This is a genomic window from Pusillimonas sp. T2, assembly GCF_002236805.1.
Taxonomy (GTDB): domain Bacteria; phylum Pseudomonadota; class Gammaproteobacteria; order Burkholderiales; family Burkholderiaceae_B; genus Neopusillimonas.
The window spans coordinates 74544-91310 of the sequence record NZ_NIQA01000010.1 but is presented as its reverse complement, the minus strand read 5'-3'; the positions used below and the strand labels follow the sequence as shown (position 1 = coordinate 91310).

At 57.5% G+C, this 16767-nt stretch carries 18 protein-coding genes; 6 read left to right on the top strand and 12 right to left on the bottom strand.

Annotated features, from left to right (window positions below; genetic code table 11):
• The first annotated feature begins 5 nt into the window (after positions 1-5).
• The 6 genes from PuT2_RS13825 (at position 6) to fdhA (ending at position 5812) form a co-directional block, all read left to right on the top strand.
• Complete coding sequence (locus PuT2_RS13825) at positions 6-1094, top strand: aromatic ring-hydroxylating dioxygenase subunit alpha (protein ID WP_093971580.1); 1089 nt, start codon at positions 6-8, stop codon at positions 1092-1094.
• A gap of 18 nt (positions 1095-1112) precedes the next feature.
• Complete coding sequence (locus tag PuT2_RS13820) at positions 1113-1997, top strand: gallate dioxygenase (RefSeq protein WP_093971579.1); 885 nt, start codon at positions 1113-1115, stop codon at positions 1995-1997.
• 10 nt (positions 1998-2007) lie between these two features.
• Entirely contained in the window at positions 2008-2367 is a 360-nt protein-coding gene (locus PuT2_RS13815; protein WP_093971578.1) for a protocatechuate 3,4-dioxygenase, read from the top strand.
• 73 nt (positions 2368-2440) lie between these two features.
• The gene (locus tag PuT2_RS13810) at positions 2441-3517 is read left to right on the top strand and encodes a Rieske 2Fe-2S domain-containing protein (protein WP_093971577.1); all 1077 of its coding nucleotides are present in this window, start codon (positions 2441-2443) and stop codon (positions 3515-3517) included.
• The gene (locus PuT2_RS13805; RefSeq protein WP_093971576.1) at positions 3514-4524 is read left to right on the top strand and encodes a PDR/VanB family oxidoreductase; all 1011 of its coding nucleotides are present in this window, start codon (positions 3514-3516) and stop codon (positions 4522-4524) included. Before PuT2_RS13810 ends, PuT2_RS13805 begins: the two co-directional genes overlap by 4 nt.
• 79 nt (positions 4525-4603) lie before the next feature.
• Entirely contained in the window at positions 4604-5812 is a 1209-nt protein-coding gene (gene fdhA, locus PuT2_RS13800) for a formaldehyde dehydrogenase, glutathione-independent (protein WP_093971575.1), read from the top strand.
• Between the two features lie 122 nt (positions 5813-5934).
• Here fdhA and PuT2_RS13795 read toward each other — a convergent pair whose 3' ends face one another.
• The 12 genes from PuT2_RS13795 to PuT2_RS13740 form a co-directional block, all read right to left on the bottom strand.
• Entirely contained in the window at positions 5935-6843 is a 909-nt protein-coding gene (locus PuT2_RS13795; RefSeq protein ID WP_093971574.1) for an NAD(P)-dependent oxidoreductase, read from the bottom strand.
• Positions 6844-6875: 32 nt separating this feature from the next.
• On the bottom strand, positions 6876-7316 hold the full coding sequence (locus tag PuT2_RS13790) for a nuclear transport factor 2 family protein (protein WP_093971573.1): 441 nt from the start codon (positions 7314-7316) through the stop codon (positions 6876-6878).
• 18 nt (positions 7317-7334) lie between these two features.
• The gene (locus PuT2_RS13785) at positions 7335-8054 is read right to left on the bottom strand and encodes an alpha/beta fold hydrolase (protein WP_093971572.1); all 720 of its coding nucleotides are present in this window, start codon (positions 8052-8054) and stop codon (positions 7335-7337) included.
• A gap of 17 nt (positions 8055-8071) precedes the next feature.
• Complete coding sequence (locus PuT2_RS13780) at positions 8072-9166, bottom strand: 4-oxalomesaconate tautomerase (protein ID WP_093971571.1); 1095 nt, start codon at positions 9164-9166, stop codon at positions 8072-8074.
• 17 nt (positions 9167-9183) lie between these two features.
• On the bottom strand, positions 9184-9879 hold the full coding sequence (locus tag PuT2_RS13775) for a 4-carboxy-4-hydroxy-2-oxoadipate aldolase/oxaloacetate decarboxylase (protein WP_093971570.1): 696 nt from the start codon (positions 9877-9879) through the stop codon (positions 9184-9186).
• Positions 9876-10622 (bottom strand): PIG-L deacetylase family protein, encoded by a 747-nt coding sequence (locus tag PuT2_RS13770; RefSeq protein ID WP_093971569.1) that lies wholly within the window; start codon positions 10620-10622, stop codon positions 9876-9878. Before PuT2_RS13770 ends, PuT2_RS13775 begins: the two co-directional genes overlap by 4 nt.
• Positions 10623-10743: 121 nt before the next feature.
• Complete coding sequence (locus PuT2_RS13765; RefSeq protein ID WP_093971568.1) at positions 10744-11457, bottom strand: ABC transporter ATP-binding protein; 714 nt, start codon at positions 11455-11457, stop codon at positions 10744-10746.
• Entirely contained in the window at positions 11450-12202 is a 753-nt protein-coding gene (locus tag PuT2_RS13760; RefSeq protein ID WP_093971567.1) for an ABC transporter ATP-binding protein, read from the bottom strand. The genes PuT2_RS13765 and PuT2_RS13760 overlap by 8 nt, the downstream gene beginning before the upstream one ends.
• Complete coding sequence (locus tag PuT2_RS13755) at positions 12199-13185, bottom strand: branched-chain amino acid ABC transporter permease (RefSeq protein WP_093971566.1); 987 nt, start codon at positions 13183-13185, stop codon at positions 12199-12201. Before PuT2_RS13755 ends, PuT2_RS13760 begins: the two co-directional genes overlap by 4 nt.
• A 12-nt stretch (positions 13186-13197) precedes the next feature.
• Positions 13198-14073 (bottom strand): branched-chain amino acid ABC transporter permease, encoded by an 876-nt coding sequence (locus PuT2_RS13750; protein ID WP_093971565.1) that lies wholly within the window; start codon positions 14071-14073, stop codon positions 13198-13200.
• Positions 14074-14130: 57 nt separating this feature from the next.
• Positions 14131-15327, bottom strand: coding sequence for an ABC transporter substrate-binding protein (locus PuT2_RS13745; protein ID WP_233574882.1), 1197 nt, complete (start codon positions 15325-15327; stop codon positions 14131-14133).
• Between the two features lie 105 nt (positions 15328-15432).
• Positions 15433-16632, bottom strand: a complete 1200-nt coding sequence (locus PuT2_RS13740) for an ABC transporter substrate-binding protein (protein WP_093971564.1) — start codon at positions 16630-16632, stop codon at positions 15433-15435.
• Positions 16633-16767: the final 135 nt, after the last annotated feature.

Below are 16767 nucleotides of genomic sequence, written 5' to 3'. Positions count from 1 at the left end.
ACCTCATGACTTACACCGACGACATAGCCTTTACATTCGAACGCGGCGCCTATGCCGACCACAACACACCCTTGGTACGCAACGCCTGGTATGTCGCCGGGCTAGCCAAAGAAATCTCCCGCGATATCATCGCGCGCCGCTTTCTGGGTGTCGACGTCGCGTTGTATCGCACCCTGGCCGGCGAACCCATCGCCGTGCGCAACCGTTGCCCGCACCGCTCATTCCCGCTGGCCAAAGGTCGCCTCGAAGGCGACACCCTGGTCTGTGGCTACCATGGCATGGCATTCGACCCATCGGGCCGTTGCACCAACATGCCGTCCATGCCAATCGTGCCGGCCAACGCTAATGTCCGCTCGTTTCCGCTGGCCGAGCGCGGCCCCCTGGTCTGGATCTGGATGGGCAACCCCGATCTGGCCGACGAAAGCCTTATCCCTGACACCTCCTGGCTAAATGACCCAGCCTGGGCCAGCGTGGGCGGTTCGTTTGCCATGGACTGCGACTATGTATCGATGCACGAAAACTTGCTCGATCAAACCCACTTCCCGTTTTTGCATCCAGGTACCGTCGGCACTGCGGCTTACGCCCGGTCCAAACTCAAGGTGCGCCAGGACGGCAATGTCGTCATCATCGACCGATCGCTTAAGAATTCGCCGCCCCCGGGCATTTACGGCATTCCGGCAAAAATTATGCACAAAGATGTCGACCGACTGTCCGAAGCACGCTTTGCGTCACCGGCCGTTCATACGGCATTTGCCCAGATCATCGATCATGCACCCGACGAGGGTAAACCGTCGGTGTACCGTTTCAACATCACCCACCTGATCACGCCTGAGTCCAACGGTCGTATTCACTACTGGTGGTTCAACTCGCGCGACTTCGCCCACGATGACGCCGAAATCAACCAGTTCATGTACGACGCCTCGACAAAGGCCTACCTCGAAGATGTCGACGCCCTTGAAGCCATACTCAAGGTAGTCCAAACTGATATCGAACCTCAATTCGACCTTAACTTTGCTCCCGACAAACCCGGCCTGATGATGCGCAGCGTGTTGTACAAGCTGGCGGCCGAAGAAGCCGGATACGTGTCACTTTAATCGTTACCAGGAACCATCATGGCTAAAATCATTGGCTGCATCGGCACCTCCCACGTCCCCACCATCGCCCTGGCCTACGACCGCGGTCGTCAAGAAGATCCCGCCTGGAAGCCGCTGTTTGACGGCTACAAACCCGTCGCCCAATGGCTCGAAGACAAAAAAGCGGATGTTCTGGTCTTCATTTATAACGACCACGCCACCACATTCTTCTTCGACATGTACCCGACATTTGCCTTGGGCGTCGGCGAACGCTTCCCCATTGCCGACGAAGGCGCTGGCCTGCGCAACCTGCCGCAAATCAAGGGCGACGTCGATCTTCAGGCGCATATTGCCGAGTCCCTCGTCAACGACGAGTTCGACCTGACCATCTTCCAGAACAAGCCCATCGACCATGGTTGCGCTTCGCCACTACCGCTGCTCTGGAAACACGAGCCCGACTGGCCCGGTGCAATTGTCCCTATTGCGGTCAACGTATTGCAGTATCCCCTGCCTACGCCCCGCCGTTGCTACAAACTGGGTCAAGCCATTCGTCGCGCCATCGAGTCCTACCCCAAAGACTTGAATGTCGTCATTGTGGGCACCGGCGGCCTGTCGCACCAGATTCATGGCGAACGCACCGGCTTCAACAACGAAGAATGGGATCTCGAATTCCTTGAGCTGCTGCAACACAACCCGAAAAAACTGCTCGACATGACCCACGCCGACTATGTCCGACTGGGCGGCGCCGAAAGCGTCGAACAAATCATGTGGCTGGCCATGCGCGGTGCCATGCCCGAAAAAATCAACAAAATCCATCAAAACTACTACCTGGCCACCACCACCGCCATGACTGTCGTTTTGTTTGAAGGCGACGAAGTCAGCGCCAGTGCCGACCAGGCAACCGCTGCCGCTGCCAACGCTTAAGGGGCTTGACATGAATCCACAACTTGAAGGCATTGAAAACATCGAAGGCACCTATGCCTTCGACATCCGTACCTGCAATCGCACCCTGAACGTCAACCGGTTTTTCTGGAACATGATCAAGGCCGAGTGGCGTGAACGCTACCTGAAAGACCCCGAAGGGGTCATGACCGAAGCCGGGCTGAACGACACCGAAAAAGACCTGGTTCGCAAGCAAGACTGGCTGGGTCTGGTGCAGCACGGGGTCAACTTTTTCGTCCTCGAAAAGTTCGCCCGCGTTGCACGCAAATCCAACCTCGAGGTCTACGCGATCATGCGCGGCGAATCGTTCGAAGACTTCATGAAAACCCGCCGCGTACCCGACGCACGCTAGTCGTCGCACGCCAAAGCCCCGGCGCCCGCCGGGGCCGCCCTCTACTAAAACAATTATCTTGCCGGAGACAACCATGTCGGCACGCCCCACCTTTCCCATGAACGCCTGGTATGTGGCCGCCTGGGACGCCGAAGTCGGCCGCAAACTGCTGTCGCGCACCATCTGCAACGAGCCCATGGTGCTGTACCGCCAAACCAACGGCAAAGCCGTAGCCCTGGCCGACGCCTGCTGGCATCGCCTGGTACCGCTTTCATTGGGTACGCTGGTGGGCGACGAAGTCCGCTGCGGTTACCACGGTCTGCAATTCAATGCCGAAGGCCGCTGCACACACATGCCCAGCCAGGAAACCATCAATCCGTCAGCCTGTGTACGGTCTTACCCCATCGTCGAGCGGCATCGCTTTATCTGGGTATGGCCCGGCGACCCGGCACTGGCCGACCCGGCACTCATCCCCGACCTGAAATGGATGACCGACGCGCAATGGGCGGGCGATGGCAACATGGTGGAAGTCAAGGCCGACTACCGCCTTGTGCTCGACAACCTGATGGACCTCACCCACGAAACTTACGTACACGCCTCTAGTATCGGCAACGAAGCCTTGGCCGAAGCGCCATTCGATGCCGTACACGGCGAAACCACTGCCACGGTACGCCGCTGGGTACTAAACGAAGAGGCTCCGGCCTTTTGGGCGGCTCAATTGGGCAAGCCCGGCCCGGTCGACCGCTGGCAAATCATTCATTTCAAAGCCCCCAGCACCATTGCGCTTGACGTTGGTGTCGCCCCGGCGGGCAGTGGTGCGCCCGAAGGTGATCGCTCTCAAGGCGTCGGTATGTGGGTCATTCACATTCCCACCCCGTCTACCGAACAACACACCTATTACTTCTGGTGTCACATGCGTAATTACCGCATCAACGAGCAACGCGTAACACGCGAAGTTCTGCAAGCGGCCGGCGGCATACTGCACGAAGACGAAACCATTATCGAAGCCCAGCAACAAGCCATGAATCGCCTGCCTGACCGCGAGTTCTACAACCTCAGCATCGACGCCGGTTCGCTGTGGGCGCGCCGCCTGATTGACCAGATGATCGACAAAGAAACCAACGACGCACATGCAGGCAAAGTCATTGCACTAAAAGAGGTGCGGGCGTGAACGGTTTGACATGGTTCGACACGCAGGTTGTGCAGGTACGCGACCTGACGCCCACCGTCCGCGAATTTGCGCTGCAATTCCCCCAAGCGGTAACCGCAGCCGCAGGCGCGCATATCAACGTCCAGGTCATAGTGGGCAACCTGCCCGAAACCCGCTCTTACTCCATTGTCGATAGCCATACCAACGGGCAAGTCATCATTGCGGTCAAAGCCGTCGATGTCAGTCGGGGCGGCTCGCAATACATGTGGTCGCTCAAATCCGGCACACGTTTGCGCGCCAGCGAACCCGTTTCGCTGTTCGAGCCTTCCTGGACTGCGCCCGACGTATTGCTGCTGGCCGGCGGAATCGGCGTTACGCCACTGGTCAGTCACGCCCGCGCACTGGTTCAGCGCCAACGGCCCGTACACATGACTTACCTGGTGCGTAACGCGCAAGAGCAGGCCTATGCCGACACCTTACGTACCCTGCTGGGCGATGCCCTTGATATTCACGTCGCAGACACCCACCCTGCACCCGACCTAAATGCCTTGATCGGCGCGCTGCCACCCGACGGCCAACTGGCCATGTGCGGCCCGATCGGCCTGATGGAAGCGGTACGCAGCATTTGGGCTCAACAAGGACGGCCCAGCGCCAATCTTCGATACGAAACTTTTGGCGCCAGCGGACACCACCCCACACAAACGTTTACCGTACATGTACCGCGCTTGGGCATTGACGTAAGCGTGGGCACTGGGCAAACCATGCTAGACGCACTGAATGCCGCCGGTGTCACCACACTGTCAAATTGCCGTCGCGGCGAATGCGGCTTGTGCAGTGTCGACATCATTGCTGCCGATGGCGCCATCGACCATCGCGACGTTTTTTACAGCCCGGCCCAACAAGCCGAACAGCACAAAATGTGTACTTGCGTTTCACGCATTGCCGGCGGCAGTGTCACGATCGAACCCGCCTGGCGCGGCGACCCCGATTGGGGGCGACCCGAAATATTGCAACGCAAGACGTCATAACCGTGCGGAGTTGCTATTATCAGGAAACCGTACATAACAAGACCCAAAGCTTTACCCCAACCACAAAGGAGCAAGAGACATGTCATCTAATCGAGGCGTTGCCTACGTCGGCCCAGGCAAGGTAGAAGTTCAATCCATCCCGTTCCCCGAACTCGTCGCCCCCAACGGCAAAAAAGCCGAACACGGGGTCATTCTTAAAGTACTGTCCACCAATATCTGCGGCTCAGACCAGCACATGGTGCGCGGCCGTACCACCGCCCCCACCGGCCTTATTCTGGGCCACGAAATCACCGGCGAAGTGCTCGAAGTCGGCCGTGACGTCGAAACCATGAAAAAGGGCGATATCGTTTCGGTACCTTTTAACGTAGCCTGCGGCCGTTGCCGTACGTGCAAAGAACAAGACACCGGCGTGTGCTTGTCTGTCAACCCGTCACGCGCGGGCGGCGCCTACGGTTACGTCGACATGGGCGGCTGGATCGGCGGCCAAGCCGAGTACGTCATGGTGCCGTATGCCGACTTCAACTTGCTCAAGTTCCCCGATCGCGATCAGGCCATGGAAAAAATTCGCGACCTGACCTGCTTGTCTGATATTTTGCCCACCGGCTTTCACGGCGCGGTAACGGCAGGGGTAGGCCCAGGCAGTACGGTGTATGTGGCCGGCGCTGGCCCGGTCGGGTTATCGGCCGCCGCATCGGCACGCTTACTGGGCGCTGCTGTCGTTATTGTGGGCGACCTGAACGCCGAACGTCTGGCACATGCCCGTGCCGTCGGCTTTGAAACCGTCGACGTCTCGCTCGACACCCCGCTGGGCGAACAAATTGCCGCCATCCTGGGTACCCCCGAAGTAGACTGCGCCATCGACGCCGTTGGCTTCGAGGCGCGCGGCCACGGCCACAGCGGCTCGCAGGTCGAAGCGCCCGCCACGGTCCTGAACTCGCTCATGAACATCACCCGTGCCGCCGGCAAAATCGGTATTCCCGGCCTCTACGTCACTGAAGACCCCGGCGCCGTCGACGATGCCGCCAAACACGGTTCACTGAGTGTTCGCTTCGGGCTGGGCTGGGCCAAATCGCACAGCTTCTTCACAGGCCAAACGCCCGTCATGAAGTACAACCGTGCCCTGATGCAAGCCATCTTGTGGGACCGCATCAACATCGCAGAAATCGTCGGTGTGCAGGTGATTTCGCTAGACGATGCACCGCGCGGTTACGAAGCCTTCGATCACGGCGCACCCAAGAAATTCGTCATCGACCCACACAACCAGCTTAAACACCTTCGGGCTGCTTAAGCGCCTCAACCCAATGCCGCAGCGTTATGCCGCGGCATGAAAACAGCCCCGACTTTGGTTCACAAAGCCGGGGCTGTTTTTATACCGACGGTCTCGAGATGGACACAACGGTGGCCTGTCTTTCAGTTGCGCAGCTGATCAATAAACGACGGCCAGTCAAAGGCTTGATCTTTCGGGTAAGCCACGCCTTTGGCCGCCATCAAATCAACAAAGGCGTCTTGCAGCGTTGCCGTCGCCAAAGCCATAACTGGGTCGACCTGCGCGTCGGACAAGGTTTCTGCCACCTCACGCATCTCGGCCGCACGTCGACGGCCATGCTCCGCCACGCGGCTGATTAAATAATGAGGCTGCTTTTCCGTCCAGCCCATGCCCGGAAAGGTTTCGGCGAGCGAAGCCAGCACTTCGTGCTCGGCACCGTAACGACGGGCCGCCGTCAGGCATTCGACCGTCAAGGCCTCAATGCCCTTGATCATGACGCTGCGACACATTTTGATCGCCGACGCCACGCCAACGTCGGCCGACACCGCCCGGGTACGCATGCCCAGGGCATTCAACGCCGTCGATACCGCTTGTGCTTGCGAGCCCCCTAGCAGCATAGGCACATGCAAACCGTAGGGCGGCACGGGCGCCATGACTGCAGCTTCGACATAGGCCGCGCCGGCGCTTTCTATGGCATTACGGTCGTGCGCCTTGGTCGAGGGCGACACCGAGTTGATATCCAGAAAATACTGGCCGGCCCGCATAAGGGGGCCGGCTTGTTCAGCCACCTGCGCCGCCGAACTGGCCGTTACCGCCGACACCACCAGATCAACCGAGGAAACGGCCTGCTCAAGCGATGCAGCGAGTAAAACGCCTGCAGCTTCGGCACGCTGCTCGAGCGATGACAACGCGTTCGCGTCGTGACACTTGATGTCGTAGGCCGTAACCCACAGGCCCGCCTTGACCAGGCCTTCGCCCAACAAGCTGCCGGCCTCGCCAAAACCAATCAGCCCGATCTTGCGAATCTCGGGCGCGCTTTTGTCATTCGCCATAGCATCCTCCGGCAAGACGATGATCAATGAAGTCAGTCGGTGTACATATGAAAAATTGCGCTGCGCTCGGCAATTTTCCAGCCCTCGTCGGTCAGTACAACCTTGTCGATGAATTCGCCTGCAACCTGGCGCGCATTGGCTTTGCGGCCAAAGGCTTCGACCGGCTCGTTGGTAGAGCTGCTCCAGAGCAAAACATAGCTGCTCATGGACGCACTGCCGGGCGTAATGTCGTACACCACAGAATTGGTCACAAAATGACGGGTAATGCGGTCGGCCGGCTTTGCGCGATATGAATCGAGAATGGCCTGACGACCCACTAACGGCGTGCCACCGGGCCGTGTCAGTTGCGCATCCTCGGTAAACAACTGCGCAAACGATTCGTAGTCTTGCAAGTCGGAGTAATAGGCCGTGCGGGCGGCCAAGTCTTTACATACCGCCTGAATCGCCAGGACGTCTTCAACAGATGAGCTCATGTATACCTCAGATATCAGTTAACGCAACAACCATTGTGCCAGCAAGGCACTGACCGCATCCGGCCGCTCCATGGTCGACATATGCCCGCTGTCTTCGACGGCACTTAAGGTAGCCAGCGATGCAGGAATCATGCCCTGCATGACTTCGTGTCTCGCATAGGGACTCCAGGCGTCTTGACGGCCACAAATCAGGCTAGTGGGGCACGACAGCGACGCCAGTACCGGGCCGGCATCGGGGCGACCCAATAGCGCATTAATTTGCGCTTCGAACTCGCCCGGAGTACGGCGCTCGATCATGTCGAGGATATCGTCGAAAAGCGGCGAGTTGACGCGGTCGGGGTGAACCATGCCCGGCGCCCACTGTTTACCCATGGCACGCATACCCTCGGCCTTGGCAATGTCGAGCAAGCGCATGCGCTTGGCGCGTTCCTGCTCGCCAGCCTCGCCTGCAGCGATCGGCTCGAACCCAGTATCGAGCAAAGCCAGACGCGAGACGCGCTGGGGCGCCATACGCACCACCTCGAGGGCCACACGCCCGCCCATAGAGTGTCCTGCAAGCGCGAATACCTGGGTGGGCGCATCGCGCAAGACCTTTTCGGCCATGGCGGTAATGGAGTCCAACGACTTGTAGTCGGGCACAAAGGAATCGGCAATGGCCGACAAAGCCCGCTGCTGATGTGTCCAGACGGCCTCATCACACAACAGACCTGGCAATAGCAGTAGTGCTTGTTTGCTCATGGTGAACCTGTATAAATTTACTGGCCGGGGCCCGACCAGATACGCGACGGAATATGTACACGCCCGTCGAAAAGCCAACGTGCCGTGCGAATAAGCGCGGCGCTGACAACGCTAACCTGGCTGCCTTCGCCTTGCAGCGTCAGCTCGACACTTAAATGCCCCGTGGGGTGTTCGATGTCGAGGCACGGATTCGAACCCAAGGGCATCTGCCCCACACCCTGACAAACTGACCCGGGCAAAGCCACTGCGGTAGCGACACTAACCGCCGCCAAGACGCCAATAGAGGCATGACAGCGATGAGGAATAAAACAACGCGTATTGATAGCGCCGCCCTGGGCAGGCTCGGAGACCAAGCACATTTTGGGTACAGTACGCTGAGCGACATCGCCCAGATTCATCATAGGCCCCGCCTTAAGGCGGATGGCTTCGATACGCTGCTTGAGCTGGACATCTGCGTCGAGGTCGGCGCGCGATTCGCGCCCCGTGCGGCCCATATCGGCCGCACGCAGCAGCACCATCGGCATACCGTTATCGATACACGTCACCTGAACGCCATCGATGATGTCGCTGACATTACCTGTCGGCAACAGCGCGCCGCAGGTCGAGCCTGCCGTGTCGCGAAACTCGATGGGAATAGGCGCAGCCGTACCCGGCACGCCGTCGATAGCCTGGTCGCCGTCGTACTGGACCACGCCATTAGGCGTGGGTACCGACGCAACAGCAATTTGCCCCGTGTTGACCATATGGATGGCCACGCGTGTCACCCCATGCACAGCTTTGACCATGCCGGCTTCGATAGCGTAGGGGCCAACACCCGCCAGAATATTGCCGCAATTCTGGCCAAGGTCGACGCGGGCTTCATTGACGACCACCTGGGCAAACAAGTAGTCGATATCGGCATCGGGGCGCGAAGCAGGCCCGAGAATGGCCACCTTGCTGGTCAGCGGGTCGGCCCCGCCGATACCGTCGATTTGCCGCGCATCGGGCGAACCCATGACGGCAAGCAAAACGCGATCTCGAAGGGCCGTATCAGCTGGCAAATCGGTCGCCAGGAAGTACGCCCCCTTGGACGTACCCCCTCGCATCTGCACGCATGGAATCCTGGTTTGCATACGTTGCCCTGGCGTGCTTAGATTTCGTCGAGTGAGTCGACGTAGCGCAGACCTTTTTCGGCCAAGCGTTCGCGCATGCCGTAGTGGTCAAGCCCCAGCTTTCCGGTCGCCAGCACATCGCGCGTAGCGTTTTCTTTTTCGGTGCGTTGACGCGCGGCCTGGGCCACCTTGGCGGCTTGTGCAACCGGAACCACAACGATTCCATCGTCATCGGCAACAATGACATCACCTGGGTTGACCACTTGCTGAGCGCAAACAACCGGAATATTCACCGACCCGAGGGTTTCTTTAACGGTACCGGCCGCCGAGATAGCTTTAGACCAGACAGGAAAGCCCATTTCTTTAAGCACTGCAACGTCACGGCACCCGGCGTCGATAACCAGACCCAACACGCCTCGCGCCATGGCCGACGTCGCAAGCAGATCACCGAAATAGCCGTCGGTACACTCGGAAGTGGTGGCCACAACCAGAATATCGCCAGCCTGGCATTGCTCCATCGCGACGTGGATCATCCAATTGTCTGCGGGTGGGGCCAGTACGGTAATGGCCGAACCGGCAATTTGCGCCCCCGACCAGATAGGGCGCATATACGGCGCCAGCAAGCCCAGGCGAGCCTGGGCCTCGTGCACAGTGGCCGATCCGGCCTCACGTAGCATGTCAATATCGGCTTGCGCTGCACGCGTTACTTTACGAACGACAACACCACGATTCATGACAAGTCTCCGACGACGCTGGGGGTAAGACGCATATAACCTTCGGCATATTCAATGTTTCGTGCCGCGGTAATACCAATGTTGCGCTTGGCCTGTACGCCACGCTGCTGTGCAACGCGCGTGTAATAAGCCCACAGGTGTTCCTGGCCTGCCATGCACTCGATCGCCTGGCGCTTTTTGTCCCATACATGGGTGATATCGAGGAAGGTGTTGGGCACCCATTCGCATTGCTCTGTTTGATGCGGCTCGAATGCATAAACCGGCGGTGCGCCCACTACTTTCTGCCCTGGGTTGTGGCCTTCGGCCTGGGCAATGACACGCGCTTCTTGTGCCACGTGCATGGCCAGCGGGTGGTCGAAGTTGTAGGGGTCTTTGGCCGAGTGACTGAGCACAAAGGCGGGTTGAAGTTCGCGATAGATATCAACCAAACGCATCAGGGCCTCGTCGCTGACGCGCAACGGGTAATCACCCAGATCGAAGAACTCGATTTCGGCGCCAAGAATATCGGCAGCCTTCTGCGCTTCTTCACGACGCGCCGCTTTAACTTTTTCAAGGGTCATTTCGCCCTTGCGCCACAATTTGGCCGATTCGCCGCGCTCGCCAAACGACAAGCAAACGATTTTCATGCGATAGCCTTGTTCGACGTGAGCGGCAATAGCACCGCCCGCACGCCAGACAAAGTCGGCCGAATGCGCGCTGACCACCAGGCCAGCCAGTGGTGTGGAGTCTTTAGATGTTGTCATTAGGAATCCCCTTCAAACCTGAACTTGAGTATCTGGGCTAGTGTGCCCAAACCCTCCGGAAACGACCAGTGAGATAAGGCGCACACCGGCGCAATTTACTTATATTGCTATAAATAAAAAATCATTCTTCTTCGGCACCCAGGCCAATCAGCTGTGCCAACTGGTCGGGATCGTTAAGCAACACATGGCTTTCCCCTTCCCAACGCGCCTTGCCCCGGTCGAGCACAATCGCGCGTTCGGTCAGTTCAAGCGCCAATTCGGCATGCTGTTCTACCAGCACAATACCCATGCGCGAGCCCTGATGCAGCTTCTGGAAAGCATCAACCAACATATCGACGATGATCGGCGCCAAGCCCTCGAAGGGCTCGTCGAGCAACAGAACACGCGGGTTGCCGATCAGTGCACGCCCGATGGCCAGCATTTGCTGCTCACCGCCCGACAACTGATTGCCCATATTGCGCCGACGCTCGGCCAAGCGCGGGAATAGCTCGTAGATGCGGTCAAGATCCCATTCGCCGGGTTGCTGCGCGACCCGAAGGTTTTCGTGCACGGTCAGCGAAGGGAAAATTTCGCGTTCCTGGGGCACCAGGCCAAGGCCCGCAATGGCACGCTCGTGACTGGGCACCTTGGCAATATCTTTACCCAAATACTGCAAACTGCCCGAATGCTGCGTTGTTAAGCCAAGCACCGTATTGAGCAAGGTGGATTTACCCACACCGTTGCGACCCAGCACACTAATAGCCTCGCCCTCGGAAAGAGCAAGCGACAGCCCTTCGATAACCACGGTTTCACCATAGCCGGCAAACAGGTTATCAATTTTCAACAGTTCAGCCATGATGACGCTCCCCCAGGTATACCGCGCGTACACGTGGGTCGCTACGCACTTCTTTAACAGTTCCTTCGACCAGTACCGCCCCCTCGACCAGCACGGTAATACGCTGGGCAAAACGGAAGACCAGATCCATATCATGCTCGATGACCAGCACAGCCACATCGTCAGGCAGACGCTCAAGCAAATCGAACAAACGCGCCCCTTCAGTTGACGGCACCCCGGCTACGGGCTCGTCGAGCAGAAGCACGGACGGCTTGAGCGCCAGAGCCAACGCGATTTCGATGAGCCGGCGCTGCCCATAGGCCAGATCGGAAATGCTCTTGCCGGCCAGCTCGAGCAGACCGAGCGAATGCAGCAGCGCAGCCGCTTCATCCATCAGTTCGGGCGATTGCGTGATACTGCTGAACAGACGGCCATCGCGCCCCTCGCGGGCCGACAACGCCAAGCCGATGTTCTCGGCAACCGTCAGGCGATTGAACAACGAATTGATTTGAAACGTACGCGCCAGACCCAGCTTCACACGTTTTTCGGGTGACATGCCGGTGATGTCGGTGCCGTTAAGCAATACCCGACCCTTCGACGGTTGAAGCAAGCCGGTAATTTGGTGCACCAGCGTACTTTTGCCCGCACCGTTAGGGCCGATGAGTGCATGACGCACCCCTTTTTCAAGCTTGAGACTAACGTCTTGCGTAACTTTAAGTTGACCGAACTGCTTGCTCAGCCCTTGAAGTTCAAGTGCTGCTGTCATTTTTCACTCCTTTTGGCGACCATGCGCGCCACAAAGCCGGCCAGGCCATCGGGGGCATAACGTACGATAAGAATCAGGACAACGCCCAGCACCGCCAGCCAGTTGGTGGGGTCGATGGCGGCTGCGCGATCGGACAACACCACAAACAATAAGGCGCCGAACAACGCACCATAAAGACGACCAGTACCGCCCAACGCCAACATCACGACGACGTTGGCCGACAACGTAAACGCCAGGGAATCGAGACCGACGATGCGATTGATTTGTGCCGACAAGCCGCCCGCAATACCTGCGACCGCTGCCGAAATGGTGTACAGCACCCACAAGCGCTTTTCGACGGACACGCCCAACATGCGCATACGGGTCTGGTTTTCGCGAATACCTTGGGCGGTTTGACCAATGGATGAATTCACCAGTTTTTTAAGCAGCGCATACACCAGCACCAGCACAACAAAGGCATATACAAAACCGGTGTAGCCATAAATATCGAACTGGAACATGCCCAGCAACGGGGCGACATCGTAACCCGTCAGGCCATCGTCGCCATTGGTAATGCCTTTGGCAACGTTGGCCAGCTCGTACAGCAAGGTCGCCACGGCCAGGGTAAGCATCAACTGGGTAAGGCCCTGCGTACGCAGCACGGCAAAACCCGACAACAAACCCACGACACCGGCTGCAATGGCGGCCACCAACAACCCGCTGATGGGTTCGGGTGAGAAATGCAATGAATACAAGCCCGCAGCGTAAGCGCCCACGCCAAAGAAGGCCGCGTGCCCTAGGGACTCGACCCCACCGTACCCCTGCGCCAGGTCTAACGACAGCGCAAAGATGGCCATAATGACCACGAACGCTGCCAGCGCCAGGTAGTACTCGCCAAATAACAGCGTTAATGCAGCGGCCACCACCAGCGCGGCGTCGGCCAAGTTATAGCGTTGCCGACGAAATGCCCCAACGACCAGATTTGCATCAGATTGTTTGTTCATGATGTGCCCCCCTTAGCCTGCACGACCAACCAGACCCTGCGGGCGGGCCAACAAAATAGCCAATACAGCAAGGTAAATAATGAAACCGCCCAACGCAGGGATGTAATAACGACCCATCGTATCGATCAGGCCAAGCAACAGCGCCGAATACAGCGACCCCTTCAGGCTGCCCAAGCCGCCAACGGCAACCACGATCAGGACCAACACCAGGTATTTCAGGCCGTAGTAGGGCTCGAGCGGGAGCATTTGTGTGCCAACAGCACCACCCAGCGCCGCCAAGCCGCAGCCGATCGCAAACGTTACCGAGAACACCAGCGGCACATTAATGCCCACGCAACGCGCCATGCGCGGGTTATCGACCGCCGCACGCAAACGCGCACCGAACGTGGTGTATTCAAGGCACAGCCAAAGCGCACCAGCCACCGCCACACTTAAGCCCAGCACGAACAAGCGATACACCGAAATATTGAGCGAGCCCAACGACCACTGCCCCAACAAGACGTCAGGCAGCGCAATGCTTTGAATTTGCGGGCCGGCAAGGTTTTTGACCAGCGCCGTAATGACGAAGGTCATACCAATAGTCATGAGCAACTGTCCGAGCGGATCGCACTTGTACACCCACTGGTACAAGGTACGCTCGAGGATCAGACTCAGTGCCATGGTGGCGAGAACGCCGACCGGCAGCGCCACAAAAAAATTCATGTCAGCTGAGCGCATCAGCCACAAGGTAATAAACCCGCCAATCATGGCGAACGCGGAGTGCGTAAGGTTAACGACCCGCATCACCCCAAGCGTAATCGTGAGGCCGACCGAGATGAGAAACAGCATCATCCCGTAGGACACCCCGTCGATGGTCAGGGTAAGAAATGTAGATAGCGCATTTGGCATGGGACAACTCGTATAAACGTGGGGCGACTAGACGAGCCGCCCCTTTGACAACAGGAATTACTTGGCCTTTCTGGCGTGCCAAGGCTCTACGACAGCCTCGAAGGTTTGAAAAGGCACATTACCCAAAACGCCATCGACCTTTTCGATACGGCGCATATAGACGTTTTGCACTATTTCACGCGTATCTGCGTCGATCTTTACTGGCCCGCGCGGACTTTCCCACGCATAGCCTTTAATTGCAGCCACGGCCTTATCACCATCTTTCTCTCCATTTGTCGCTTTAATCATTTGGGCGATCAAATGCATACCATCGTAAACAGCCAACGACCCCAAACTAGGTATTGCGTCGGCGCCAAACTTGGCTTTGTACTTTTGAACAAACGCCTTGTTTGCTGCATTATCAAGATAAGGCGTGTAATGCTGGGCGGTCACCATGCCAATCGCAACATCACCAATTGCCGGCAAATCAGATTCCATGGTTTCGTTGGTCGCCATCAGCGCAATGCCCTGCTTGTTCAAGCCACGTTCATAAAATGCCTTGATAAAGCCTGCCGACATAGGGCCAACGGGCATGAACATAAATACGTGTTTAACGCCGGCATCTTGAATGCGTTGCAAATAGGTAGAAAAGTCGGTCGTACCCAATGGGACACGAATTTCTTCAACAACCTCGCCCCCCATATCTTTAAAGCCAACCGCATATGCTTCAAGCGCATCGTGCCCGGGCGCAAAATCGGCGCCGATCGTTACAACCTTACGGGCGCCTTGTTCGTACGCCCACTTTGTCAACGGCATATTCAACTGCCACTGGGTAAAGCCTGCGCGAACAAAATACGGCGATTTATCAGTAACGCTGGATGTGCCTGTATTACCCATGACATAAGGCGTCTTGGTCTGGTTGACGATATCTGCGGTACCCATGATGGTGGGCGTAAATGCCCCACCCAAAAGATACTGAACCTTGTCACGGATAACCAGCTCTTGTGCAAGCTGCCGGGCACGTTGGGCGCTGGTGCCGCCCTCGTCACGCTTGACGACAGTAATCGTGTGATCGCCTACTTTACCGCCCGTTTCAGACAGAAATAGCTCAACGCCGCGGTCAAATTCTTGCCCCCACCAAGCGTACGTACCCGAATACTGGCTAAGCAAACCAACCTTGATTTCTGCTGCTTGAGCTGCACCAACCGCCAACATTGAAAACGCCGCGAACGACACAGCACCCCGCGCCATACGCGCGGCAAAACGTACACCCATGATGTCCCCCTTGAGGAAAGATTTGCCACCTGAAACCAGCGGCTATTTTGATAGGCGCGGCCCCGGTGATATTGGAGCCGCGCCGTGTACTACGTAATTTTGGCTTTACTTGGGATTGCGCGCGTGCCAGGGCTCGGCAACGGCTTCGTAGGTGTGGACAGGAACGTTACCCAGCAAACCGCCGTCAACTTTCTGAACTTTGCGAATGTAGATGTTTTGTGTAATTTCGCGTGTGTTCGGATCGATGGTGACGGGGCCACGAGGGCTCTTCCAGGAATAACCCTTGATGGATGCCATGGCAGCGTCACCGTCTTTTTTACCGTCGGTCGCCTTGATCATGTGCGCAATAACTTGCATGGCGTCGTAAGCACCCATGGAAGCCAGGCTGGGGATTGCATCGGGGCCGAATTTTGCTTTGTATTTTTCTACAAACGCTTTGTTTTCGGGGTTGTCGAGGTAAGGCGAATAGTGCAACGAAGTGACAATACCCTGAGCCGAATCACCGATAGCCGGCAAGTCGGACTCTTGCGTTTCGGCGCCCGCATACAACTGCACGCCAGCTTTACCTAAACCACGGTCTTGGAAGGCCTTGATGAAGCTAGCCGACATAGGGCCTACAGGCATGAACATGAAGACGTGCTTGGTACCCGAATCGGAGATGCGCTGCAGGTAGGTAGAGAAGTCGGTGGTACCGAGCGGCACTTTGATGAGGTCGGTAACTTTGCCGCCCAACTCGGTAAAGCTGGTATCAAACGCCTGGGCAATGTCTGTACCCGGCGCGTAGTCGGCAATAACCGTAACGGCTTCGCGAGCACCCTGTTCGTAGGCCCACTTCATCAGGGGAACGGCGTATGTCCAGGACGTATAGCCCACGCGTGCAAAGTAGGGCGTTTTATTGGTCATGCTGGACGTTGCGCCGTTAACAAAAACGTAAGGCGTTTTGGTTTGGTCGACGATGTCGGAGGTGCCCATGACGGTAGGCGTAAACACACCGCCGGTCAGGTATTGCACTTTGTCGCGAACGATAAGCTCTTGTGCCAGTTGACGGGCGCGCTGCGGGTTTGCACCGCCTTCGTCACGCTTGACCACGCTAATAGTGTGATTGCCGACTTTACCGCCGGTTTCGGCCATGAACATTTCGACACCACGGTCGTATTCTTGACCCCACCAGGAATAAGTGCCCGAATACTGACTCAGCAAGCCAACCTTGATTTCGTCGGCCAGAACCGGTGCTGCGAGCAGGCTGCCGGCCACTGCACAGGCCGCGGCGCCCACTTTAAAACGCTTACCAATAAAAGAATACATGGCGCATCTCCGTATATAGTTATAGATATGTGTGACTTCCAAAACACTTTGGAATGGTCAATATCATCGCACCACACGGTTTTCGCCACCAATGCCAATCGGCACCCTACCTAGGCGTTCTGGTTATACGCCAGC

Coding starts and splice junctions, on each gene's coding strand:
- PuT2_RS13780 (WP_093971571.1), bottom strand. CDS start 9,166: ATGCAAACCAGGATTCCATGCGTGCAGATGCGAGGGGGTACGTCCAAG.
- PuT2_RS13820 (WP_093971579.1), top strand. CDS start 1,113: ATGGCTAAAATCATTGGCTGCATCGGCACCTCCCACGTCCCCACCATC.
- PuT2_RS13760 (WP_093971567.1), bottom strand. CDS start 12,202: ATGACAGCAGCACTTGAACTTCAAGGGCTGAGCAAGCAGTTCGGTCAA.
- PuT2_RS13775 (WP_093971570.1), bottom strand. CDS start 9,879: ATGAATCGTGGTGTTGTCGTTCGTAAAGTAACGCGTGCAGCGCAAGCC.
- fdhA (WP_093971575.1), top strand. CDS start 4,604: ATGTCATCTAATCGAGGCGTTGCCTACGTCGGCCCAGGCAAGGTAGAA.
- PuT2_RS13755 (WP_093971566.1), bottom strand. CDS start 13,185: ATGAACAAACAATCTGATGCAAATCTGGTCGTTGGGGCATTTCGTCGG.
- PuT2_RS13815 (WP_093971578.1), top strand. CDS start 2,008: ATGAATCCACAACTTGAAGGCATTGAAAACATCGAAGGCACCTATGCC.
- PuT2_RS13785 (WP_093971572.1), bottom strand. CDS start 8,054: ATGAGCAAACAAGCACTACTGCTATTGCCAGGTCTGTTGTGTGATGAG.
- PuT2_RS13740 (WP_093971564.1), bottom strand. CDS start 16,632: ATGTATTCTTTTATTGGTAAGCGTTTTAAAGTGGGCGCCGCGGCCTGT.
- PuT2_RS13825 (WP_093971580.1), top strand. CDS start 6: ATGACTTACACCGACGACATAGCCTTTACATTCGAACGCGGCGCCTAT.
- PuT2_RS13765 (WP_093971568.1), bottom strand. CDS start 11,457: ATGGCTGAACTGTTGAAAATTGATAACCTGTTTGCCGGCTATGGTGAA.
- PuT2_RS13790 (WP_093971573.1), bottom strand. CDS start 7,316: ATGAGCTCATCTGTTGAAGACGTCCTGGCGATTCAGGCGGTATGTAAA.
- PuT2_RS13795 (WP_093971574.1), bottom strand. CDS start 6,843: ATGGCGAATGACAAAAGCGCGCCCGAGATTCGCAAGATCGGGCTGATT.
- PuT2_RS13770 (WP_093971569.1), bottom strand. CDS start 10,622: ATGACAACATCTAAAGACTCCACACCACTGGCTGGCCTGGTGGTCAGC.
- PuT2_RS13745 (WP_233574882.1), bottom strand. CDS start 15,327: ATGGGTGTACGTTTTGCCGCGCGTATGGCGCGGGGTGCTGTGTCGTTC.
- PuT2_RS13750 (WP_093971565.1), bottom strand. CDS start 14,073: ATGCCAAATGCGCTATCTACATTTCTTACCCTGACCATCGACGGGGTG.
- PuT2_RS13810 (WP_093971577.1), top strand. CDS start 2,441: ATGTCGGCACGCCCCACCTTTCCCATGAACGCCTGGTATGTGGCCGCC.